The organism is Halomicronema hongdechloris C2206 (genome assembly GCF_002075285.3).
Lineage (GTDB): Bacteria > Cyanobacteriota > Cyanobacteriia > Phormidesmidales > Phormidesmidaceae > Halomicronema_B > Halomicronema_B hongdechloris.
The window spans coordinates 1717701-1740404 of sequence record NZ_CP021983.2; the positions used below are offsets into that span (position 1 = coordinate 1717701).

The following is a 22704-nucleotide window of genomic DNA, read 5'->3' on the forward strand; positions in this document are numbered from 1 at the left end:
CATGAGTCAATCTAGTACCTTGAATCCAGTCAACCGCCACCACAGCAACCTGCGCCAAGTGTTGCGCAGCTACTGGCAGTTGACTAAGCCCCGCATCATTCCGTTACTGCTGATTGAAACGGCAGCCAGTATGTGGGTGGCGGCTGAGGGACACTTAGATCCCTTACTGCTAGTGATCACCTTACTGAGCGGTGCCCTAGCGGCGGCGTCAGCCCAGACAGTTAATTGCATCTACGATCGAGATATCGACTTCGCCATGGAGCGAACCCGGCATCGACCGATTCCCTCGGGTCGGGTGCAGTTGCGGGATGCCCTGCTCTTTGCCGGGACGTTGGCCCTGATAGCGTTTGGTCTGCAAGCCTGGGTGGCTAATCTCTTGAGTGCCTGTCTGGCCATGGCTGGCATCGGCGTCTATGTAGGGGTATATACCTACTGGTTAAAGCGATCCTCGACTCAAAACATCGTCATCGGTGGGGCCGCTGGGGCCATTCCTCCCCTGGTAGGCTGGGCTGCCGTGACTGGGGAATTAGGGTGGACAGCATGGTTGTTTTTCCTCATCGTCTTTGTCTGGACACCGCCTCACTTCTGGGGATTGGCGCTGCTGATTCAAGATGATTACGCCAAGGTCGGTGTGCCTATGCTGCCGGTGGTAGTGGGCGATCAAGTGACGGCTCGGCAGATCTGGTATTACACCCTGGTATTGGTGCCTCTGACGCTACTGATGGTATATCCCTTGGCGGCTACTGGCGTGGTTTATGGCATCTTGGCAGTGGGCTTAGGCTGGATCTTCTTACGGAAAGCCTGGTCCCTGTTGAAAATGCCGTCTGACCGGGATTTGGCCCGCAATCTGTTCAAATATTCGATTGCTTATATGATGCTGTTGTCCCTGGGCATGGTGATCGATAGTTTGCCTGTGACCCATCATCTAGTGACGACTTTGGGAACTCACCTGAATCTTTTGGCTGCTGCCATACCGGCCTTAGCGGCGTCTTAATCGTCGTAAGGAGCAGTTCCTGGAATGATCTTGAGGACCGGCTAGGGAAGGTCAGTGTCGATGGCAGGCATCAGGGTTCGGTAGAATAACACTATGTAAACAAACGTTGCCGGTTTTAGTATGTCTGCCGCTGTCCTGATCAATGGCCTGCAGAAACGCTACGGCTCGACTGAAGCCGTTAAAGATGTGTCCCTCACCATTCAACCGGGAGAAATCTTTGGCTTGCTGGGACCCAATGGAGCCGGTAAAACTACCACGATTCGTTGCCTCTGTACTCTCACCACCCCTGACGCTGGCCAAGTGGAGGTGAATGGCATATCGGTGTTGGCGAATCCCAAGGCTGCCCGTCAATGTTTGGGCTATATTGCTCAAGAGGTCGCCCTGGACAAGGTACTGACGGGGCGAGAATTATTGCAACTACAGGCAGATATCTATCATTTGCCAGCGTCGGTGAGTCGCGATCGCATCGAGCAGATGGTGGCGCTGTTAGAGCTGCAGGACTGGATCGATCAAAAGAGCGGCACTTACTCTGGGGGACTGAAAAAGCGTTTGGATTTGGCTCTGGGATTGCTGCATCAGCCAGATGTGTTGGTATTAGATGAGCCCACTGTGGGTCTCGATATCGAATCTCGCAGCATCTTCTGGCAGTTCTTGCGTCGACTCAAGGCGGCCGGCACCACCATCCTCTTGACCAGTCATTACCTAGAAGAAGTGGATGCCTTGGCCGATCGGGTAGCCATCATCGATCGCGGCATTGTCATTGCTCGGGGCACCCCTAGTGAGCTGAAGGACAAAGTAGGGGGAGATCGTATTACCCTGCGTCTGCGGGAATTTACCCCCGACGATGAAGCCGAATCGGCTCGGCACCTACTAGAACAACTACCCCTGGTACAAGATGTGATTGTCAATAGTGCCCAAGGCAATTCCCTCAATCTAGTCGTCGATCCCCAGTCCGATGCTCTGCTGATCGTGCAGCAGGCCCTCAAGTCCGCCGGACTGCCTGTCTTTGGAATTTCGCAATCCCGGCCCAGCTTGGATGATGTCTATCTAGCGGCCACGGGCCGTACTCTGATGGATGCAGAACTAGCAGCGGTTGGGGCTCGCAACTTGAAGGCTGAGCGTAAGCAGGCCATGCAAGGCTCCTAGGGGCCGAGTTATCCCTGGATCACAGAAGTCAGATAAACCTGTCTGTGCTCTCTGGTCTTCGTGATCTGATTGTTGAGTAGTAACTGCCAGTCGTTTGTGTAAGAGGCATGCCCATGAGTGCGACCACGACTCCCCAAACTCCTGACCTTGACCGAGTCAACGCCATTGTCAATCCCCAGTTGCAGCAGTGGAAACAACGTACGACTGACACCCCGGGCATATGGTCAGGGGCCTTTGTGCAGGAAACCCTGGCCATGACCCGGCGGCTGTTCATTCAATTGCAGCGCCGACCCTCTACTCTGGTGGCGGGTGTGATCCAGCCATTGATCTGGCTGGTGTTATTTGGAGCCCTGTTCCAAAATGTGCCCTCGGGGTTGTTCGGAGAAAGCCAGAACTATGGTCAGTTTTTAGGAGCTGGCATCATTGTGTTTACGGCCTTTGGGGGAGCTCTCAATGCTGGGTTGCCGGTGATGTTTGATCGGGAATTCGGGTTTCTGAACCGGTTTCTGGTGGCGCCTTTGGCCTCCCGTTATTCCATTGTGGTGGCCTCGGCTCTCTTCATTGCTGCCATGAGTTTGGTGCAGACGGCTGCCATTATTGGCCTCAGTGCAGTGCTGGGGGCTGGACTACCGGGATTAACCGGCTTGGCTCTAGTGGTGGGTATCGTCTTGACTCTAGTGCTGGGAGTAACGGCCCTGAGTCTAGGATTGGCCTTTGCCCTGCCTGGTCACATTGAGTTGATTGCCGTGATTTTCGTCACCAATTTGCCCCTGCTATTTGCCAGTACAGCCCTGGTGCCTCTGTCATTCATGCCGGGTTGGTTGCAGGTGGTGGCTAGCCTCAATCCTCTCAGCTATGCCATTGAGCCCATCCGCCACATCTATGTGCATGGCAATTGGACTCTGGGCAGTGTGGTGATGGCGGCTCCCTTTGCCGATATTTCCCTGGGGGCTTGCCTGGGAGTGCTGGTAGGCTTCAGCGCCTTGGCTCTGGCCTTGATTCAACCGCTATTGCGTCGCCGCTTGGTTTAGTGGCACGGTGATGGCGCCAATCGGTGTCATCTTTGCTATAGTCTGAGCCATGGGGGTATGTCCTTACCCTCGTGATCATCATGTTGTGGTGTTGATGCTATGGTTTGCCTGACTCGATGTAACTGGCTATGGGTAGTTGGGCTGGTGGCTGCGGTGGGTATCGTTGCTGCTCCCGTCGCCTCTGCCCAAGAAGCAGCTGATATTGATCCCCTCGAAGATCTGCAGGGGCCCGAGCGCAGTAGTGATCCCTTTAACAGCGATCTAGGGCCGATGCAGCTGATTCATCAGCTGATGCGCAATGGCACCTCCCTGTCCGATTTTAATCAGCGCCAACAGGGTCGGATCTCGGATGAGGTTAGGAACTTTCGCCAGCAGCAGCAGGAGGCGTTGCGATCGCAACCGCAGGCCTCTCCGGCCCCTGCTCCTGAGTCGGACGAGGCGGTCCAGTAGTGCTGGCCTGAGGGATATTCGCCCAGTTGAGAGCACCCCATGCTGAGCCCCTGCTCCCAGCAATGGCAGGTGGCTTTAGATGCTTGTTAGATAGCTTAATCTTCCAGATTTGGTATTTAGGCGTCTGCTGAGTGGGCCAACAGGGCCAACAAGTCAGCCTCGCTCAATTGGGGGATATCGAGCTGCTTGGCGGTTTCTAGCTTGGAGCCAGCCTCGCGACCGACGACGACATAGTCGGTCTTGCGGCTGACGGAGCTGGTGACTTTGCCGCCAGCGTCCTCGATCTTGGCCTTGGCCTCGCTGCGGGTGAGGCTGGGGAGGCTACCGGTGAGCACAAAGGTTTTGCCGCTCAGGGAGCGGGCTTCGGGGCTAGGGGCCTCTGGGGCCTGGTTAGCCAACTGCAGGCCCACCTGCTTCAGGTGCTCAATTAGAGTTTGGTTGGCAGGAACACGAAACCACTGATAGACGGATTGGGCGATTTCCGGGCCAATGCCGTAGACTGCCGTGATCGCCTCTGGGGCGGCAGCGGCTAGCGCGTCGACATCCCTGAAATGTTGGACCAGCAGTTGGGCGTTAACGCTGCCCACATGGCGAATGCCCAATCCATACAGCACCCGAGACCAGGGTTTAGTCTTTGAGGCTGCGATCGCAGCCACCAGTTTCTGGGCCAATTGCGGCCCCATACGCTCTAGTGGTAATAGATCGGCCACCGTGAGCTCATAGAGGTCGGCCACAGAGTGGACCAGCCCCTGCTCTACCCACTGCTGGATCCACTTTTCCCCGACACCATCAATATCTAAGGCATCGCGGCTGGCCCAATGGAGCAGGGCTCCCTGGACGATGGCTGGACAGGAGGTATTGATGCAGCGGGTGATCGCTTCCTCTGCCGGCTTCACTAGGGGTTCCCCACACTCAGGACAGTGACTGGGCATGGTCACCGGCGGGGCCTCTGGGGGGCGCAGAGCCGGCATCACCCGCAGTACCTCGGGAATAATTTCCCCGGCTTTGCGCAGGACCACCGTGTCGCCAATATGAACATCTAACTCGGCGATGCGGTCAACATTGTGTAGGGTCGCCCGGGAGACGGTGGTCCCGGCCAACTGCACTGGATTCAAGCGGGCCACAGGGGTGACAGCTCCGGTACGGCCCACCTGAAACCCCACCTCCTGGAGGATGGTGGGGGCCTCCTCGGCTGGATACTTCAGGGCGATGGCCCAGCGGGGAAACTTTTGGGTGAATCCTAGGGCCTGCTGCAGCCCCAGGAGTCGAGGGCTTGACCCCACCCCATCGGGTGAGATACGGCAACGCCGTGGCGCTGGGGTGGCCCAGTGAGTGTAATAGTCCTGCACCGCCTCAGCCGAGGGCATAGTTGCCGATGAGGGGTTGACCTTAAAACCCATCTCTTCTAAGCGGTCTAGGGCTTGCCATTGGGTCTTGAGGGAAAGGTTGGACGTTTGGATTGCGCCTCTTCTGGGGCGGTCTGTTCCCTCTTCCCTGTCTCCTAGGCCCTCTTTGCCGCCGACATACATGGTGTAGGGGAAGAAATCTAACCGTCGTCGGGCACGATGCGGGAATCTAGCTGCCTCAGGGTGCCGGCTGCCGCATTGCGGGGATTGCAAAAGGGGCTCGCCCCTGGCTGCGCGCTCTTGGTTGATGGCCTGAAAGACATCTAGGGGGAGGAGGCTTCGCCTCGCACTTCTACCAACGCTGGGGCAGGGTCTAGGGGCCAACCGCAAGCGGAATCGTCCGAATGGTTTTGACATTCTGGGTGATGTCTTCCCCGGCCTAGGCCGTCGCCGCGGGTAGCCCCGCACCAGCACCCCATGCTCATAGGTGAGGGCCAGGGCAGAGCCATCGATTTTAAGCTCGGCTACGTAGGCAGCAGCTTCCACCTCTGGGGCTAGCTCTGGGGCTAGTCGCCGCCAGCGTTCTTCCGCCCGAAACTCCTCGAGTCGAAAGGCGTTTTCTAGGCTGTAAAGGGGATGCGGTGGCGCACAGGACTGAAATTGGGCCGCGGGCTTCTCCCCGACTCGTTGGGTGGGGCTATCGGGGGTAATCAGCTCGGGATCAGCCGCCTCCAGGTCCTGTAGTTCGCGATAGAGGCGATCGTAAACCTCGTCCTCCATGATCGGATCATCGAGGACGTAGTAGGCATAACTGGCTCGCTGCAGGTGAGATCGCACCTCCTCGGCCCGCTGCCGTGTAGTGGAGTTAGTCGATTCGGTTGCCCCCGACATTGTTGCTTAGCGCTATCACCAGAACATAGTCTAGCGTCCCTGACCCCTAAGGTAGCCCCCCGGGCTAGTACGCCCGACCGACCAGTTGAGGCGCTGATATCCTAGCCCCCGCGGCCAAACAGCACGGAGGTTGGCCGTGTCCTTAATCCCAATGGGCCGGTACCCGGTTAGAGAGGCGAGTCAGCTCCCGCAGTTGGTGGCGCACCTCGTCCGTTAGCACATCGGCATGGTAGCGCCAGGTCCAATTGCCATCGGGTTTGCCTGGACAATTCATGCGGGCTTCGCTACCCAGTCCCAGGATGTCTTGTAGGGGAAAGATGGCTTGATTCGCCACCGACATCAAGGCCAGGCGAATCACATCCCAGTGAATGCCCGCCTGACTGGTGCAGCCCAGATACATCATCAGGCGGCTACGGTCGTAATCTGGAATTGTATGAAACCAGCCGACGGTGGTGTCATTGTCGTGGGTACCGCTGTAGACCACGCAGTTACGGGAATAATTGAAGGGGAGATAGGGATTATTGTTATCGGAGCCGAAGGCAAACTGCAGGATCTTCATGCCGGGGAAGTCAAATTTATCCCGCAAGGCTTCAACATCAGGGGTAATGATGCCCAGATCCTCTGCCAAGATTGGTAGGCTGCCCAGTTCCCGTTTCACCGTTTCAAAGAAGGCTTCGCCGGGGGCCTCTATCCACTGGCCGTTAATGGCCGTATCTTCTCCCTCGGGAATGGCCCAGTAGGCGCGAAATCCCCGAAAGTGGTCGATGCGAATCAGATCAATGTAATCCAGCAGCGCTTTCAACCGCTGCAGCCACCAGCGAAAGCCACTTTTCTCCAGTTCGGCCCAATTGTAGGTAGGATTGCCCCAAAGTTGACCGGTCTCGCTGAAATAATCGGGGGGGACCCCGGCCATCTGGGAGGGGTTGAGGGTCTCCATGTCGACCATGAAGTTTTCTGGGAATCCCCAGACATCGGCACTATCATGGGCCACATAAATGGGCATGTCGCCGACAATCTGAATACCACGCTCATTGGCGTACTGCTTCAAGGATGACCATTGCCGATGGAATTCAAACTGAAAAAACTTGTGGCAGAAGATGTCATCCGCCAACTTGGCCCGCCACTCGGCCATGGCCTCAGGCTTGCGACGGGCGATCGCCACATCCCATTGGGACCAACTGGCCCCATGGTGGGCCTGCTTCAAGGCCATGAAGAAGGCATACTCGTCTAGCCAGAAATCGTGATCGACACAGAAGTGCTGAAATGCGTCTCGGTCGGCGTCGCTAGCTTGGGCGCGGAAAGTGTGGGCGGCTTTCTCTAGGGGAACCGCCTTGGCCGGGATCACCCGTTCATAGTCGACAAAGTCCTTGGGAAACTCGGGCAGAGACCCTAGATCCTCTGGTTGCAGCAGGGTGCGATCGCACAACTGCTCCAAACTAATTAATAGAGGATTCCCCCCCATAGACGAGTAAGACATGTACGGGGAATTGCCATGACCCGTGGGTCCCAAGGGCAACACTTGCCAGATCTGCTGACCCGTCTCGGCCAGAAAATCGACAAAACCATAGGCTTCGGGGCCCAAGTCACCAACACCAAAGCGACTAGGTAAAGACGTGGGATGCAGAAGAATACCGCTGGCTCGCTGAAACGCCATTAGGATACGATGAAACGTTCCCATTGAATCTAACATGGTCCCCCCGGTCACTTAAGGGGAATGGCCAGAGACTTGCTAAGAATTTATAGCCTTAGCTAGATAGCCAGAACAGTATGGACTCATCGCGGGTCAAGCGCTAGGAGCTGTCCGGCCTATAGCCGCCCCAGGCGTTATGGCAGCGGCTATCTCCAGGTTATGCTGGCAACTCAGATCTTGTCATGAAATTCACAGATCCCACGCCAATGTCTGCCCCTACCCTTTACCGTAACCCTGCTCCCACCGTCGATCTGATCATCGAATTACTGGATCGTCCTCACCGTCCCATTATTCTGATTGAGCGTCATAATCCCCCCTATGGTTGGGCGCTGCCGGGAGGTTTTATCGACTACGGTGAATCGGCGGAAGCAGCAGCCCGGCGAGAGGCCCAGGAAGAAACCAGCCTAGAGGTCACCTTAGTCGAGCAGTTCTTTGTCTATTCTGATCCCCAGCGGGATCCGCGCAAACACACCCTCAGCGTGGTGTTTATCGCCACCGCCAGAGGCATTCCCAAAGCCGGTGATGATGCCAAACACCTGGCCTGGTTCCACAGTTGGGACATGCCAACGTCCCTCTGCTTTGACCACGATCGCATCCTGGGCGATTATTGGCAGTATCGCCATTATGGTCGGCGTCCTCGCCCCTCAACCCTTTAGAATCTTGATGCCCATGACCCGTCGTATCATTCAGACCGACAATGCCCCTGCCCCGGTAGGCCCCTACAACCAGGCCGTCGTGGCCAGCGGCCAATTGGTATTTGTTGCCGGTCAGATCCCCTTGGATGCTGAGACTGGCCAGTTGATAAGCAGTGACGACGTCGTCGCTCAGACCCACCAATGTATGGCTAATCTCAAGGCGATTCTGGTTGCTGCGGGGGCCACCCTAGAGGACGTGGTGAAGACCACCATCTTCCTGAAAGATATGAGTGACTTTGGCGCGATGAATGGGGCCTATGCTACCTACTTCAGTGACCAAAGTGCTCCGGCCCGCGCCTGTATCGAGGTGGCCCGCCTGCCCAAGGACGTGCGGGTTGAGATCGAGTGCATGGCCGTCATCAGTTGACGTTGTCAAATTCCCCTGTTAAGTTCTTTATAGATAAGGAATAGCTGGAAATTCCCGAGTCCCTTCTATGCTGCTTGCAACTCAGTTCTATTTTTGGTTTTTGATGGAGGTTCACCGGCGGTGAAAGGGCTTTACTATGCCAACCTCCGGTGGACCGCAGAGTGACCTCTGCGGTTTTTGTTTGATCAGGCCGTTCTTATCAGGCCGTTTTTATCAGGCTATTTGACTCCTGTGTTGATGCTCTCGATGTGATTGTGATGCCCCTGCTGTCTCAACGTCTTTGGTTTTTTAGCTTTTATGGTTCACCCGGATAGGCTCCAGGGACAGACGGCAATGCCGCTAACCAGACCCGGAGCCTGCCCTCCGGGTCTTTTTAGTCAGAAAGCTAGCCAGTTTGCCAAGCGCGATACGAGTTACGACGACGATTTCTGAGACCTACTGCAATTTCCCGAGGAACCCCAACCATGAAAGATGCCAAATTGACCCTGAAAGCAAATCCTCACCATCAGAGTGTGGTTTCGATTACGCCGACGGTGGCGGTTGGAGCCGACGATCTACTCATCGTTGGTGGCCCCTGCACGGTGGAAAATCTAGGGCAAATGACTACGGTGGCCCAGTGTCTTGTGCCCCATGGTATTCAAGCCCTTCGAGGCGGCGTCTACAAGCCCCGCACCTCCCCCTACTCCTTCCAGGGATCCGGCGACGCGGGGCTCGATATTTTGGCCCAGATCCGCTGTCACCATAGGGTGCCCGTGGTGACCGAGGTGATGGCGATTCACCAGATTGAGTCGATGCTAGATCGGGTAGACATGTTGCAAGTAGGCAGTCGCAATATGCAAAACTTCGACTTGCTAAAAGCACTAGGCGAAATTGAGAAACCCGTCTTGCTGAAGCGAGGCCTAGCGGCAACCTTGGAAGAGTTTGTCATGGCGGCAGAGTATATCGTCAGCCACGGAAATCCGGGAATAGTACTCTGTGAGCGAGGCATTCGCAGCTTCGATAACTACACTCGCAATGTGCTGGATCTCGGGGCTGTGGTGGCCTTAAAGCAAATCACCCACTTGCCGGTAATCGTGGATCCCAGCCATGCGGCTGGCAAGCGGGAATTGGTACCGGCCCTGGCTAAAGCGGCGATTGCAGCGGGAGCCGATGGTCTGATTGTTGAGTGTCATCCGGTACCCGATCAGTCGATATCAGATGCCCGCCAGGCCCTATCTCTAGACGATATGGTGGCCTTAGTAGAACAGTTACGGCCCATTGCTGCTGCCGTGGGGCGGCGGATACCAGCAGCGACTACCCATGGGGCTGCCCTAGCGGCTTAATCCTTACTAAAGACGACCCTATGAAGTGAAACGGGCCGGTGTCATCTGCTTGATCAGATCATCGGGCTTGCCAGTGGCCCAGGCGGCAAAGCGCTGAGCTGTGGGCGGCAGTAGGGCAAAGGGACTGCTGAAGCCAGTAAATACCTGAACTCCGGTGACATTGGCGACAGGCCCGACCAGGGGCAAGCCGTCGCGACTAAAGCTGACCAGGCAGTGATGCCAGGTACCCGGTACCCCTTTCAAGCTGGGTAGGTGGCGACAGATGGCGGCCCGTAGCTGAGTTTCACTGGCTTGGGCATCAATATCAGCCTCTAAATCGCTGAGGGCTCGGCTGATCTGGCCAATGCAAAGATGGCCGTCTTGAAATTGGATGGCGCCGCTGTCGAGGATGGGGGGAGCGATTTCCCGACCTGGTTGTTCCCACAGAGGAGCTGTCGTCGGGGCACTGACTTGGGCCTCCAATTGAAACCGCTGAGCATCGGCGGGCATGACCAGGGTGCGCAGGGTTAGGTCGAGCGGTGGGGTCTCGATTAGTTCGGCGTGGGTGTAGTAGAGGGGAATAGGGAGATCGGCTTGTTTCAGCAGGACCCGACTGTAGCCCCCAGCTGCGATCGCAACGTGGCCAGCCGCATAGGCTTGTTGCGGGGTAGTCACCCCCGTGACGCGCTCACCAATCCGGACCAGCCCCGTCACTGGGGCAATGATGACGGTGCCCCCCAGCTGCTGGAAGCCATGGTTATAGGCTGCGACCAGAGCAGTGGGAGAGACATGGCCATGGCGTACGGTTAGGGCAGCCGCCAGAGTCGAGGCATCCAACAGGGGGTCTAACTGCTGAGCCGCGGCGGCCGAGATCAACTGTGGCGGAATAGCACATTTCCGATAAGGGGCCGCAACGGTCTCAACCTCAGCCCCAGCGGCAATAGTCAACACCAGATCCAATTCCCGAAATTGGGTGTCAATCCCTAATTCTTCCGATAACTGCCGGTGACGTTCGATACCCTCGCGACAGAGCTGGCGGGTAAGAGGCGTAGTGCCAGCCCAATAGGGAATGCCCCCATAGCTAAATCGAGTTGCACTCGCTGGCTGCAGGGCCCGATCCAGGAGTAAGACCGAAAACTGCTGGCGAGCGAGCTCGTAGCTGAGGGCGGCTCCGGCCAAGCCATTGCCGACGACAATCCAGTCAAAGGTGGGCATGGGTCAGGGGTGAATCTGGCTGAGGATACTGCGCAGCCGATCGTAATCATCCTTCAGCAGGATACTCAAGTGGCGACCTGCCTGCACCAGCCAATCCCGGTCTAGCCGCCGCAGTTGGTAGCTTTGACGTATCACTGCCGCCGTCAAGCCATCCACGGGAGCCTGGCCCACATCTAGGAGGATACGCAGGAAATCGAGGGTGTCTGTGAACTGCAGCACCTCGTTGGCGGTGCAACTATAAACGGCCTGATGAACTTGGGGGGGACGTGGCGGTAGATGTTGGTAGAGGGTGCCTGCGGCATCACTCCGGAAGCCGACGATGGCGGCCCGAAATTCGGTGCGCAGCATGGCAAAGATTTGAGGCTGCTGCTGCCGCAGTTCCTCTAGAGACAACCCCAGGGCCCGGGCTCGATGGACCGAGTCGATGGGGCTGGTAGTGGCGTGGTAGACCACGGCATAGATGTCGTTACCCGAGTCGTCATCCTGGGCTCGTACCCAACTGCCAAAGGGGGGCATGACTGGAAAACTCAAATCCTCTGGCTCTAGACACTGGGCCAAAAATTCAGGGGTGGCAGTCTCAATCACCTCGGCGATGTGTCGAGGATGACGGGCCTGGGCCGAGAATTGGGGTAGGGGCAGGCGCATGGATAGACCCTAATGGCGAGGACAGCCCGAGGGATACCCTTACTTCTTGCCGCGCTTGGCAATGTTTTCAGCGGGTTCCAACTCGGACATCTCAAAGGTTACCAACTTGTCCCAGTTTCCTCCCTCGAATAGCACGGCGACTTTGCCATCCGTGATGCGTTGTACGAGACCTTGAAATCCATAGTAGGTGTCATTGACGTTGGTGACTTGAACCGCAGAACCCGGAAATATCATAGCGACCTTAGTGACTCCAACTGGTAAACACTTCTAAGCATAGCGATCGAGGGTGCGATCGCACATCACCCGGGCCATCCTCTTACTTAGTAAACTTCAAGCGATGGCGATAATTGGCCACAGACTCCACCAGGCCCAGGGCAATAAAATTAGTTAACAGGGCCGAACGACCATAGCTGATCCAAGGCAAAGGGATACCAGTCACCGGTGCTAGCCCAATCGTCATGCCAATATTCACTAGGACCTGAAACACAATCATCATCAAGACCCCAATCGCCAGCAGGGAGCCAAAATTATCCTTGGCGTTTTGGGCGATGATCACGAGTCGCAGACAAATTAACCAAAAGACAACAACGACGACCATTGCCCCTAGAAAGCCCAATTCCTCCCCAATGGCCGAAAAAATAAAGTCAGTATGCTGTTCAGGGATGAAATTGAGTTGAGTTTGTGTGCCTTGCCCCAGCCCCCGGCCGAAGGCTTCCCCAGCACCAATGGCAATACGTGACTGAATTAGATGATAGCCTCCCCCCAAGGGATCTTGATCAGGGTTGAGAAATAACACCAAGCGTGACTTCTGATAGTCCTTCAGCAATCCCCAGAGCAATTCTCCCAATTTACCTGAAACCAAGTTGATGGCCGTAACGGTAATCGTGCTCAGGAGTCGAAAGGGTAGGGTTTGCCAGGCAATCAGGCCCATTAGCCCCACCCAGACTAGCCAACCAGGCAGAAACAGATGAAACACAATCGCTGCCATCAAGGGAGATATTAGCAACACCAGCCAGCCAGGATTGATATTGGCCCAGTAGAGCATGCCCAGCGTAATGGCTCCAAACACCAGAGAAGTGCCCAAATCCGGTTGCAGGAAGACCAACACCCAGGGAACGGCAGTAATGCCTAGGGCTTTTGTCATGCCCCATAGCGTCGAAGCCCCGCGCTGGCTTAACAGGGCTGCCAGAGTAATGATCATCCCTAGTTTGGCAAACTCCGACGGTTGGACATGGAACCCAGCAATGGGAATCCAACGCTGAGCGCCCGACCCGACCGTGCCAATAAACATGACCGCCAACAGCGAGGCATTGGTAGCGGCATAGATCCACCAGCGCCATTGGTGCAACCCCTCATAGCGGCACCGGGCGAGCCAGAGGGTAATCACTAGACAAATTCCCCCCAGTAGCAAGTGATTTTGGCCATAGTTGGTGTCGAGATTGTGTTGGGTACTGGTGATGACCAGGCTGCCAAACACTGTTAACATCGCTGGCAGCCCCAGCAGCAGCCAATCAATCTCTTGCCATCCCTGGCTCAGAAGCTTCCAACGTTGCCGCCACACTAAGGATCGATTCATCCCACCAGAGCTGCTACCGAAACTTTCGCGGCCACTTGTTGAGCAATGGCCCGTAAGGCCTGAGCTGAGGCTGAATCAGGATACTCGACGACAATGGGAATGCCCTGATCCCCCCCCTGCCGCACAGACATTTCCAATGGCACACAGCCCAGGAGGGAGACATCGAGTTCCTGAGAAGCCTTCTCTCCGCCACCAGAGCCGAAGATGTCGTAGCATTTTTCCGGCGCATCGGGGGGAATGAAATAGCTCATATTCTCCACCATGCCCAGGACTGGTACCTGTAACTGTTGAAACATCCGTAGTCCTCGCCGGGCATCCGAGAGGGCTACCGATTGCGGGGTAGTGACAATCACAGCCCCAGCCATTGGCACTGCCTGAGCTAGGGTAAGTTGGGCGTCGCCTGTCCCCGGTGGTAAATCCACCACCATGTAATCCAAGGGCCCCCATTGTACCTGGTAGAGGAATTGGCGAATAATGCCGTTGAGCATCGGTCCCCGCCAGATTACTGGTTGATCCGGGTCGATGAGAAAGCCCATAGACACCATCTTGACGCCATGGTTGAAGGCCGGTTCCAGGACTTCACCTTGCTGACCTTGACGCACCATGACCTCGGCGTCACTCAGTCCCATCATGGTAGGGGCATTGGGGCCATAGATATCGGCATCAATCAGGCCGACTTGAGCCCCCGATTGAGCCAGTGCCACCGCTAAATTGACCGCTATCGTGCTCTTGCCAACACCGCCTTTACCACTGGAGACAGCAATGATGTTTTTCACCCCATCGATCCCTGTCTTGTCCGGTAGCGATTTCTGCTGGGGAGTTTCGGCGGTGACGTCAATGTCCACCGCCTCAACCCCTGACAGGGTACGGACTGCTTTTTCACAATCGTCTACGATGAATTCCCGCAATGGACAAGCCGGGGTGGTGAGGACGACAGTAAAGCTGACCTGCCCCCCCTCAACCTGCACATTACGAATCATGTTGAGATCGACTAAGCTCTTCTGCAGCTCAGGATCTTGAACGGGCTTGAGGACCTCTAGAACGGTATCGACACTGAGCGATTTACTCATAGGTTGTGGGGTAATTTATCGCCGTTATTGAGTTCTGTGGAGGTTGCGATACTCCACCGATCGATCTTATCGATCTTAATGCTTGCTGGTTCCTGTTGTGAGTATTGGATAGGTTTCTGTGGTCTTGAGAGGCTTACCAGGCTTGGAAATTAGAGCGTTGATTGCCTGATAACGGAGTCGTCGTTTGTTCTGCGGCTCGGGCCAGTGCAGAGGCAACTCTGGCAGCATAGGGACGCAAGAGTGACCAGGCTAGAGGGGAGAGCCAGCCTCGCAGCGCAACCGAGTAAGAAATCTGTGTCCCCCATACAGTGGACTTGATCCGATAGGTGACTCGTTCTTCTAGACCCGGTATCGGGAAGAGACGAATGCTAAGGAGTTCCCGCGGACGCACCCGTTCCACAAAGACATTGATTGGAATCGGCAGCCAGCGAGTAAAGGCCCGATACATTAAACCCGGTTTAGGCCTAAGACCATAGGGAGCATTCGTGCTAGTTAGCAGGGGATGCCACGAAACATCTGCTAGATCGACGACGGTTTGCCACAACCGATCAACTGACGCCGAACTAATTGTTCGATAGGTTCTATCAAGGGTTCGCTGCAGCTTACAGCGAACTGCCCAGGTCCATAATCGCTGTATCCACACAGGCTGTTTAGACCCCATCGTATCACCTCCTCAACTGCTGAGAATGGTGCCCTCTCTAGGGGGGATACCATCTGATATGCTTACTCCATGATTACGCTGACAGCAGCCCATGAAATCAATGTTGGAAAACGTTGAGTTTCGCAATGTTTTTTCGTGAATTGGAACTAGGTACTTGATTTCACGATAGTCTGAGAACCGGTTTTGCCTGAATCGCTTGCCATGGGTAACAGATGATTGTGCTGCTTAGGCAGTCATGGTGTCTAAAGCCTTCAAATCCGAGCGGGTTACGCTCAATTCAAGCGGCTATCTTCTCTAGTGTGGCACAGGTTCCCCCTGCCATCATGGCAAGCTGAATAGGTGAAACTGAAGGGTATGGAGGTAATGACATCCTGGCCCAGGCTGACTGTCTGCCTCATGTTGAAGGGCCTGTCTGTCGGCTAGAATGCTTGCCAGTCATACTGCTGTTCGATCGATGGCTTAAAATTCCCTATGACCAGTTCCCCTGCACCTAACGCCGCTGCGTCTAATCCAGTGACCCCACCCACCGACTCTCAAGAACGGGTGAGTCGGGCTATGCAAGCGTTACAGGATGATATCTGTCAACGGTTAGAGACTCTGGATGGTGGTAGCCATTTCCACGAGGATAGCTGGCAGCGTCCAGAAGGCGGCGGTGGTCGTTCCCGAGTGATCAAGCAAGGACATGTGTTTGAGCAAGGGGGCGTGAACTTCTCCGAGGTATGGGGCGAAAATTTACCGCCATCTATCTTGGTGCAACGCCCGGAGGCAACTGGCCATGGATTTTATGCTACTGGGACATCCATGGTGCTGCATCCACGCAATCCCTATGTGCCTACGGTCCATCTAAACTATCGCTACTTTGAGGCGGGGCCAGTCTGGTGGTTTGGGGGAGGAATTGACCTCACCCCCTATTACCCCTTCGATGCCGATGTCGTCCATTTCCACCGGACGCTAAAGGAAACTTGCGATCGCTTTCATCCGGAATACTATCCCACCTTCAAGTTGTGGTGTGACGAGTACTTTTACCTGAAACATCGCCAGGAAACCCGCGGTGTCGGGGGAATCTTCTTTGACTACCAAGATGGCCGAGGCGAACTTTACCACGGTCCCCAGGAAGAAGGTCCGGCAGCCAACCATAGTCGAGCGGTAGGAGCATTGCCTCAGCGAGATTGGGAGCATTTCTTTAGCTTCATCCAGGCCTGTGGGGCGGCTTTCCTACCGGCTTATGTGCCCATTGTCGAAAAACGTCAGGGACAAGCCTATGGAGACCCCCAACGACAGTTTCAGCTCTATCGTCGGGGACGTTATGTGGAATTCAACCTGGTCTACGATCGGGGCACCATCTTTGGCTTACAAACCAATGGCCGCACAGAATCAATTCTGATGTCCTTGCCACCTATGGTGCGCTGGGAATATGGCTATCAGCCTCAACCTAATACACCTGAAGCCCGTCTATATGAGGTCTTTCTGAAGCCGCAGGATTGGATCAATTGGCCGAGTAGTTAATCATGACCTACTGGAATAGGCCATCTATCTTGTCGGCTGCCTGTTGATGCTAGCTCTCTAGAGCACATCACACCATTTGTCGCCACTACGTCTCCGTTAGCTTGCCTAACTCAGTGTCAGTAAGGTGTCTTAGTACCGCATGGCAGCAGTTCGATCAGGCTGCTCCTTGACTCCAGACCTCGCCAATTCTCCGGCTAACAACTGGCCACCAAGCTTGTGCTGCAGTCTACTAGTGTCGGGCTTGGTGGACTTCAGTTATAGTAGCCACAAGTGTAGGAGCGTTATGAAACGCGAAGCGAGTGCTCTGCACTCAGCGGTTCTGCAGGAGCAACGTAGTCGTGGGCGTTGGCCCTAGCGGAGCCATGCCCGATAGGGCTATAGCCTTTCCAGGGGAGCCGAGCTCAGGCCAAGGCTTACCCGGAGGGTATAGGGAAGGCAAAAAGGGAAACTCCTGATCAATGCAGCCTTATCAATGCAGCCTTGCCGCTCCAGTCAGAAGATGCATGTATAGAGCAGTCATCAACTGTATAGGGCTCTGGCAGAGGTGTTTAGAGAGCTGTTGATATCTTTCTCAGCTGATGTTGAGGAATCGGTCTGTAGTTTGAAGCGATAGGAATTACTGATTCCACTGATTATTCCAAGGGAGGCACACAGTCGAGACGATGGAGCAAAAAACGTACACAACGGACGATGGTCAAACTATTATCGTTTTGATGCCGACTGGTCGCTTGGATATTACGACGGCTTGGCAGTTTCGCTTGAAGCTGCAGGAGTGTATTTCTCGGGTGAGTCCTCATGTGGTTGTCAATCTTAGCCAGGTGAGCTTTATCGATAGCTCTGGATTGACCTCACTGGTAGCAGGGATGCGTGATGCAGACAAAGCTAATGGTAGCTTTCGCCTCTGCAATGTCCACCCAGAAGCAAGACTGGTCTTTGAAGTGACGATGATGGACTCTGTCTTTGAGATTGCCGATACGGAAGATGAGGCAATCACTAGCATCTCTGAGCGGGTTACGAGCAACTAAGGCATGAACTGGGGCTAAGGAGCAGTGGTAGATGCTAAGGGGAAGGCATCACAGGGGAAGATTAGCCCAGTGATGGCTGAAGGTTTGTGGCTCAATCAATCGGAAGGGACCTAGTATAGCTCCCCAGAGTGCTTTGCCATTACTGGGATCGATGCCTTTGTCGTAGCTGAGGAATTCAATGGCTTTGGACGATATAGCAGCTCTGAACTGGACGGTATTGCCTTGGCAAAATCATCAGCCACGAGTGAAAATGGGATCACTGTTTTGTCTGACCCTCAGTTGTGAATAACGTTCGTACCGTATCTGACGCAAAGCGGGCTTTCTATAGCCATCACACTCGGCCGATTTCTTCGATCTATCGCCGTGTTGTGGATGAGTTGTTGGTAGAGATGCATTTGCTGTCGGTTAACACGGATTTTGTGTATGACGGTATCTATGCTCTCGGAGTGGTGACTTCCTTTAATCGGTTCATGCAAGGATATCAGCCGGAAGCGGATCGCGACTCTATTTTTGTGGCCCTGTGTCAGTCGGTAGGTGGCAGCGCGCAGCAGTATCATCAGGATGCGACGGCAGTGCAGTCGGCCATAGAAGGGCTGTCTTTAGAAGAGTTGGTAGCGTGCTTCGAGCAGGCTGAGGCTCAAAGAGGTGGTAATGCTCTGGAGCAAACCCTACGTGCGATCGCAACTCGGGATCGCTTCAAATATAGTCGCTTGTTTGGCATCGGGCTGTATACTCTCTTAGAAACGGTTGACTCCGAGGCCGCAGGAGATAGTAAGCGCCGCAATGCAGTCTTGACTCAGCTATGTCAAGGGATTGCTCTCTCGCCCGATAAGCTGCTCAAAGACCTCGATCTGTATCGCAGTAACCTGGACAAGCTCAATCAGGCTCAGTCTGTGATGCAAGACATTATGACAGCAGATCGCAAGAAGCGAGCCGAACGAGCTGCTAAAGACAGAGCCCAAGGCCAAGCGAAAGATAGCAAGACAGAAGAGACAGTGACCACCCCAGCCCCTGACTCCCAACCGCCTGGGTCTGAGTCAGGAGATAACTAGCGGATCGGGGCACAAGTTCATCAGTTATCGTTACTAGTCATTAGCTAGGGAGCTAGGCTCGTCCTGTTTGGCTTTTGGCCAGGCTGCGCGCCTGGCGTTAGAATTGCCCCATGAGGTGCTTGTTATTGATGGCACCGGACGCAGTTCCCCTAGCCCATCGCCCTAGTCTACGTTGGTTACGTTCACTGGCCACCGTGGGGCCCTACCAATGGAGAGGGAGTACTTGTCAGGTGATCTAGGGCGAGTTGAGCCCGGGCTTGCACCGCCGGACTCTCATCCTGCCGGGATAGATGCTGCAACTGCTGCTGTAATTTCTTTACGGGAGAAAGGGGAAGATCGGGTGTGCCTAAGTCAGTGGCAAGGCATTGTAGCCCCACGATTGCGGCATAGCGTACGACCCATTCAGGATCGTTGCAGCCCTGCAGCAAGATGTTGAAAGCTTGAGTCTGGGCCGGTGCAATCTGCTCAGGGGGCAGTTCTTGCCAGCGGAGACTCCCTAAGCCCTTGGCTGCGGCTCGGCGAACACTCAAGGCAAAATCCTGGCTGGCGGCTTCTACTAGTACGCCTAAGGCTCTGGGATCACCAATCAACGCTAGCGCCCGAATCGCCCAAGCTCGAGCTCCGTAGTTGTAGCCATCAAGATGGGCCAGCAAGGCGGGCACTGCTGCCTGGTCTAGACGTACTAATCCATCCACGGCGGCAACCGCAGCGCCTGGATTGTTGTAGCCCAGGACCTCTATCAGGGTAGGAATGGCCTCTACATGCTCAGCCATAGCCAAAGCTCGCACAGCTCCTACTAAGGCTGTCGCAGAATCGGCTTGCTCGACAGCCGCAATCAGGGTAGATAGATCTTCAGACATAAGATCTAGACATAAGATCTGCGGACATGGATGATCAGCTCTGGATGAGTCAGCATAGGAGGCGATTAGGCGCCACGCTCTCTTTTGACCCTATAGCAGTGAGTCCATCAGCGCCATCACTCGCTGGCTATCTGCTGATAGGGAGTGGGGAGGTTGCCCTAACTCGTGCTCCAGTACCCCCTTGAGCGCGATTAGTTTCAGGCTGTTTTCAGCCGTTGCCGATGCGATCGCATCGGCAGCAGGCAAATAGCCAATCGCTCCTAAATCCATCAATGCCGAACGCCGTTGCTGTAAATCTCCTGCCCGCAGAGCATGCACTAGCCGCTCCCCATAGTGGGCTTCCCCCGTTAACTGGTAGAGGGCGCGGGTTGCAGCGTTTTGAATCGACTGCACTGAATGATTTAAAAACGGTTCAATCGTTGCGATCGCTTGCCTATCCCCCAACTGACCCAGGGCCTCAATGATCGCTCCATAGGGTTGTACCAAATGCGGTTTACCTGGAACCAACACAGCCGCCTCTACTCCCCCTGCCATCAAGGTCAACAGAGGAGACACAGCACGACCATCGGCTAACGCTCCCAAGGCTTCTGTAGCCGCTTCGCGCACATAATAATCAGCGCAATTTAAGCACTGAATTAAAGCTGGAACACTCTCAGATCTGCCCAACTTTCCAAGTGCCCTGGCAGCATTGCGCCTTAGCGGAAATCCCCCATCAGGAGAACGATCCGTCTCATCGCTTAAAGCCTCTTGTAGCGCCTCAATGGCTGCCGCCTTAGTCACCCGAAAACGCCCCAGCCACCAAGCTGCATAATATCGGAGACTGGGGTCTTCCCGCTGACGAAGATTAGCAATGGCCTGATCGACGGTGAAAGACTCCCCTTGGGCATTTACCAGTTTCTGAGGCTCTATCACTATCTGTTCTAGGCGATCACTAACTTGCTGCGGTACTTAATGGCTTAATATCGACAATTTCGCCGCCCATGCGATTAATTCTCTGCATTTCCTCATTCATACGGCTATAGGGCACTTTAATGAAAACACTGCCACTATTGCGAATGGGGTAGCCATTTTTGTCAGTTTCTTCGCTTTGGCGCAGCCCCTTTACCTCATAGAGAAAAATGCGACGCCCAGATGGCGAAGCAGTCGAGCTGCCGAATGCATTTTGAGCCAGCATCGGTACTATCTCTCCTAACTCTCAAATTGCAAATGTATGACATGACAGCAACAAAAGCGGAGTCTCCAGAGCTCAGTTAGCTAACCAACTTTTTCATCTCTGCAGACTCCCCTTTGTGCCTCAACAACTAGGATAAGCCCCCTAAAGGCTGGCCGGCGTAACGCTGGTTACCCGCCCTCCCATTTTATTGATCTGTTGTAGCTTGCTGTTCAGCTTCTCTAGGGGAACCAGATAGGCTGTGTTAACCCGGCGTACTTTAGGGTAGCGAGGTAGCGACATGGCAGCTACTTCAACCCGATAAATCTTACCGGGAGTACCACCATAGGGAGTCGATCCCCCCAAGGCCTTGCTGGGAGCCTTGCCAGATTTCGCCGGCCGATACGCCCAGCCATTCAACACCGTGGCCGGATCAACAACACTGGTAGATCGGTTGCTACCTAATTCGCCAGCCAGCCGAGAGAGCTTACCACCAATTTGGGACCGATCACTGGTGGCATACCCTCGATAGAGCTGGAAGATCCGGGTAAAGCCAACCGATCGCTGACCAGCCTGGTAGACAAAGCTACGGTAATAGGGCACGACATTGTCGCCGAAGTTACTCTGATACTCCTCACTATCGATGTAAGAGTCAATATCAGCGTCGTAACCCTGATTCTGATACAGATTGAGGTGGAAAATCACCTCAGACTCATCGTAGGGAGCCCGTCCCAGTAAATGCTTAAAATTAAGCTCAATCACCCGGGTCTGGAAATTTCCTTGGAAAAACTTGGTCTTGTATAGATCCGATTTAGCAACTGCCCGAACAAATTCCCGGACAGTGATATAGCCATTGCGAAGCAACGACTCAGCACTAACCAGCCGTTCTGAAGCCATGACATAGTCGTTGCCCAAGAGCTGACGATATACGGCTCGAATAACTGCCTCGGACTCTTCCGGGGTCCAATTGGCCCGCAGCTCAACGGGAGATGCTTCATCAAATGCCGAAGTCCCTAAACGGGACGCTGCTGCCGTGATAGCCACGCGCTTAACTCCTCCTAATGAGATACCAAAAACCTGTGGATAGCCTCTACAATTGCAGAGATTCTATGTAGCCGAGTTGACCTAATAAGATCCCTATATCGGTAACCCACTAGGCCAACACGGGTATTTATAAATGGTCATGCAGAAAACGCACAGTTAGGCCAGGCTGATGTTTGTCACTCGACCACCCATGCGATTGATTTGCTGCAACTTGCGGGAAAGCTGCTCATAGGGCACCAGATATTCCGTATTGCTACGGCGAATGCTGGGAACCATCCCTGGGGTCGCCCCTTGGCGTACCCGAACCCGGTAGAGTCGTTCACGTCCACCGCCTGAGGTGCCTACCATCGCCTGACCTGTGCCAGCATCACTGGTGGGAGAAGCAGAATTTTTGGCAAGTTCCCGAGTAAGACGAGCCCGCACTCCACTGCGTTGGGTGCGATCGCTAGTCCCATACCCCCGATATAGCTGGAAAAATCGAGGGAAGCCAACCGTTTTTTGCCCCTGCTGAGTGAGATAACCCCGATAGTGAGGAACAATATTGTCCCCAAAGTTATCTCGGTACTCAGCTGAGTCAATATAAGAATTTATTTCTGCTTCGTATCCTTGGCTGTTATACAGATCGGTGTGGTGAGCCACCTCCGATTGATCGTACGGGGCACGTCCCAACAGATGCTTGAAATTCAGTTCAATAAACCGATTTTGAGGACCTGTTGAGAAAAACTTCTCGCGATATAACTCAGAGAGTGCTAAAGCCCGCACGAAATCACGGACAGAAATCTCTCCTTGGCGTAGGAGAGATTCGGCGCTGATAAGGCGCTCGCTGGCCATGATGTATTGGTTTCCGAATACCTGACGATAAGCCGCGCGAATGGTGGCTTCTACATCATCCTGGGTCCAGTTAGACCGCAGTTCTACCCGCATTGACTCTTCGTAGGGAGACACCCCAAGGCGTCCCGCTGACGTTGTCACTGCCATTTTTCTACCTC

The 22704-nt window shown here is 54.8% G+C and carries 23 protein-coding genes and 1 pseudogene; 10 read left to right on the forward strand and 14 right to left on the reverse strand.

The genetic code is table 11. The annotated features are described in order from the left end of the window. Position 1 precedes the first annotated feature (1 nt). From XM38_RS07750 to XM38_RS07765, 4 genes are all read left to right on the forward strand, one after another. Positions 2-994: a heme o synthase gene (locus tag XM38_RS07750; RefSeq protein WP_088431581.1), complete on the forward strand. Its 993-nt coding sequence runs from the start codon at positions 2-4 to the stop codon at positions 992-994. Positions 995-1114: 120 nt separating this feature from the next. Then, positions 1115-2140 (forward strand): ABC transporter ATP-binding protein, encoded by a 1026-nt coding sequence (locus XM38_RS07755; protein WP_088429451.1) that lies wholly within the window; start codon positions 1115-1117, stop codon positions 2138-2140. A 113-nt stretch (positions 2141-2253) separates the two neighbouring features. After that, positions 2254-3171: an ABC transporter permease gene (locus XM38_RS07760; RefSeq protein ID WP_080806124.1), complete on the forward strand. Its 918-nt coding sequence runs from the start codon at positions 2254-2256 to the stop codon at positions 3169-3171. A gap of 99 nt (positions 3172-3270) precedes the next feature. Continuing rightward, positions 3271-3621 carry a hypothetical protein gene (locus tag XM38_RS07765; protein ID WP_080806122.1) on the forward strand — a complete coding sequence of 117 codons (351 nt, stop codon included), beginning with the start codon at positions 3271-3273 and terminating at the stop codon, positions 3619-3621. Between the two features lie 116 nt (positions 3622-3737). On the opposite strand, the gene ligA is transcribed toward XM38_RS07765, so the two are convergent. Continuing rightward, entirely contained in the window at positions 3738-5858 is a 2121-nt protein-coding gene (gene ligA / locus XM38_RS07770) for an NAD-dependent DNA ligase LigA (RefSeq protein WP_256995548.1), read from the reverse strand. Positions 5859-6000: 142 nt separating this feature from the next. After that, entirely contained in the window at positions 6001-7512 is a 1512-nt protein-coding gene (gene malQ / locus XM38_RS07775; RefSeq protein WP_080806121.1) for a 4-alpha-glucanotransferase, read from the reverse strand. Between the two features lie 242 nt (positions 7513-7754). Here malQ and XM38_RS07780 point away from each other — a divergent pair, with 242 nt between their 5' ends. The 3 genes from XM38_RS07780 (at position 7755) to aroF (ending at position 9932) form a co-directional block, all read left to right on the forward strand. Further along, the gene (locus XM38_RS07780; RefSeq protein WP_080806222.1) at positions 7755-8204 is read left to right on the forward strand and encodes an NUDIX domain-containing protein; all 450 of its coding nucleotides are present in this window, start codon (positions 7755-7757) and stop codon (positions 8202-8204) included. A gap of 13 nt (positions 8205-8217) precedes the next feature. Then, on the forward strand, positions 8218-8610 hold the full coding sequence (locus XM38_RS07785; RefSeq protein ID WP_080806220.1) for a RidA family protein: 393 nt from the start codon (positions 8218-8220) through the stop codon (positions 8608-8610). 443 nt (positions 8611-9053) lie between these two features. Then, a complete protein-coding gene (gene aroF, locus XM38_RS07790; protein ID WP_225889450.1) occupies positions 9054-9932 on the forward strand; it encodes a 3-deoxy-7-phosphoheptulonate synthase in 879 nt (292 codons plus the stop codon). Between the two features lie 18 nt (positions 9933-9950). On the opposite strand, the gene XM38_RS07795 is transcribed toward aroF, so the two are convergent. The 6 genes from XM38_RS07795 to XM38_RS07820 form a co-directional block, all read right to left on the reverse strand. Then, on the reverse strand, positions 9951-11126 hold the full coding sequence (locus tag XM38_RS07795) for an NAD(P)/FAD-dependent oxidoreductase (RefSeq protein ID WP_088429453.1): 1176 nt from the start codon (positions 11124-11126) through the stop codon (positions 9951-9953). Between the two features lie 3 nt (positions 11127-11129). After that, a complete protein-coding gene (locus XM38_RS07800) occupies positions 11130-11771 on the reverse strand; it encodes an HAS-barrel domain-containing protein (protein WP_080806117.1) in 642 nt (213 codons plus the stop codon). A gap of 39 nt (positions 11772-11810) precedes the next feature. Then, positions 11811-12005, reverse strand: coding sequence for an NAD(P)H dehydrogenase subunit NdhS (locus tag XM38_RS07805; protein WP_080806116.1), 195 nt, complete (start codon positions 12003-12005; stop codon positions 11811-11813). An 82-nt stretch (positions 12006-12087) separates the two neighbouring features. Continuing rightward, positions 12088-13347 carry a rod shape-determining protein RodA gene (gene rodA / locus XM38_RS07810; RefSeq protein ID WP_088429454.1) on the reverse strand — a complete coding sequence of 420 codons (1260 nt, stop codon included), beginning with the start codon at positions 13345-13347 and terminating at the stop codon, positions 12088-12090. Next, positions 13344-14417, reverse strand: coding sequence for an Mrp/NBP35 family ATP-binding protein (locus XM38_RS07815; protein ID WP_080806113.1), 1074 nt, complete (start codon positions 14415-14417; stop codon positions 13344-13346). The genes rodA and XM38_RS07815 overlap by 4 nt, the downstream gene beginning before the upstream one ends. A 133-nt stretch (positions 14418-14550) precedes the next feature. Beyond that, positions 14551-15078: a polyketide cyclase/dehydrase and lipid transport protein gene (locus XM38_RS07820; protein ID WP_080806082.1), complete on the reverse strand. Its 528-nt coding sequence runs from the start codon at positions 15076-15078 to the stop codon at positions 14551-14553. 471 nt (positions 15079-15549) lie between these two features. On the opposite strand from XM38_RS07820, the gene hemF reads away from it, so the two are divergent. Beyond that, positions 15550-16584, forward strand: a complete 1035-nt coding sequence (gene hemF, locus XM38_RS07825; RefSeq protein WP_088429456.1) for an oxygen-dependent coproporphyrinogen oxidase — start codon at positions 15550-15552, stop codon at positions 16582-16584. Positions 16585-17246: 662 nt separating this feature from the next. Further along, a complete protein-coding gene (locus XM38_RS07830; RefSeq protein ID WP_080806079.1) occupies positions 17247-17609 on the forward strand; it encodes an STAS domain-containing protein in 363 nt (120 codons plus the stop codon). Positions 17610-17657: 48 nt separating this feature from the next. On the opposite strand, the pseudogene XM38_RS28750 reads toward XM38_RS07830, so the two are convergent. Then, positions 17658-17822 (reverse strand): annotated as a pseudogene (locus XM38_RS28750) (CpcT/CpeT family chromophore lyase); the annotation flags it as partial. Between the two features lie 68 nt (positions 17823-17890). Here XM38_RS28750 and psb29 point away from each other — a divergent pair. Next, positions 17891-18661: a photosystem II biogenesis protein Psp29 gene (psb29, locus tag XM38_RS07840; protein WP_080806076.1), complete on the forward strand. Its 771-nt coding sequence runs from the start codon at positions 17891-17893 to the stop codon at positions 18659-18661. Positions 18662-18843: 182 nt separating this feature from the next. Here psb29 and XM38_RS07845 read toward each other — a convergent pair whose 3' ends face one another. The 5 genes from XM38_RS07845 to XM38_RS07865 all read right to left on the reverse strand — a co-directional run bounded on the left by XM38_RS07845 (position 18844) and on the right by XM38_RS07865 (position 22693). After that, complete coding sequence (locus tag XM38_RS07845; RefSeq protein WP_080806074.1) at positions 18844-19521, reverse strand: HEAT repeat domain-containing protein; 678 nt, start codon at positions 19519-19521, stop codon at positions 18844-18846. A gap of 90 nt (positions 19522-19611) precedes the next feature. Further along, positions 19612-20433: a HEAT repeat domain-containing protein gene (locus tag XM38_RS07850; RefSeq protein WP_225889223.1), complete on the reverse strand. Its 822-nt coding sequence runs from the start codon at positions 20431-20433 to the stop codon at positions 19612-19614. A gap of 19 nt (positions 20434-20452) precedes the next feature. Further along, positions 20453-20695 (reverse strand): phycobilisome linker polypeptide, encoded by a 243-nt coding sequence (locus XM38_RS07855; protein WP_080806071.1) that lies wholly within the window; start codon positions 20693-20695, stop codon positions 20453-20455. Positions 20696-20836: 141 nt separating this feature from the next. After that, the gene (locus XM38_RS07860) at positions 20837-21715 is read right to left on the reverse strand and encodes a phycobilisome linker polypeptide (RefSeq protein ID WP_080806069.1); all 879 of its coding nucleotides are present in this window, start codon (positions 21713-21715) and stop codon (positions 20837-20839) included. A 156-nt stretch (positions 21716-21871) separates the two neighbouring features. Then, positions 21872-22693, reverse strand: coding sequence for a phycobilisome linker polypeptide (locus tag XM38_RS07865; protein ID WP_080806067.1), 822 nt, complete (start codon positions 22691-22693; stop codon positions 21872-21874). Positions 22694-22704: the final 11 nt, after the last annotated feature.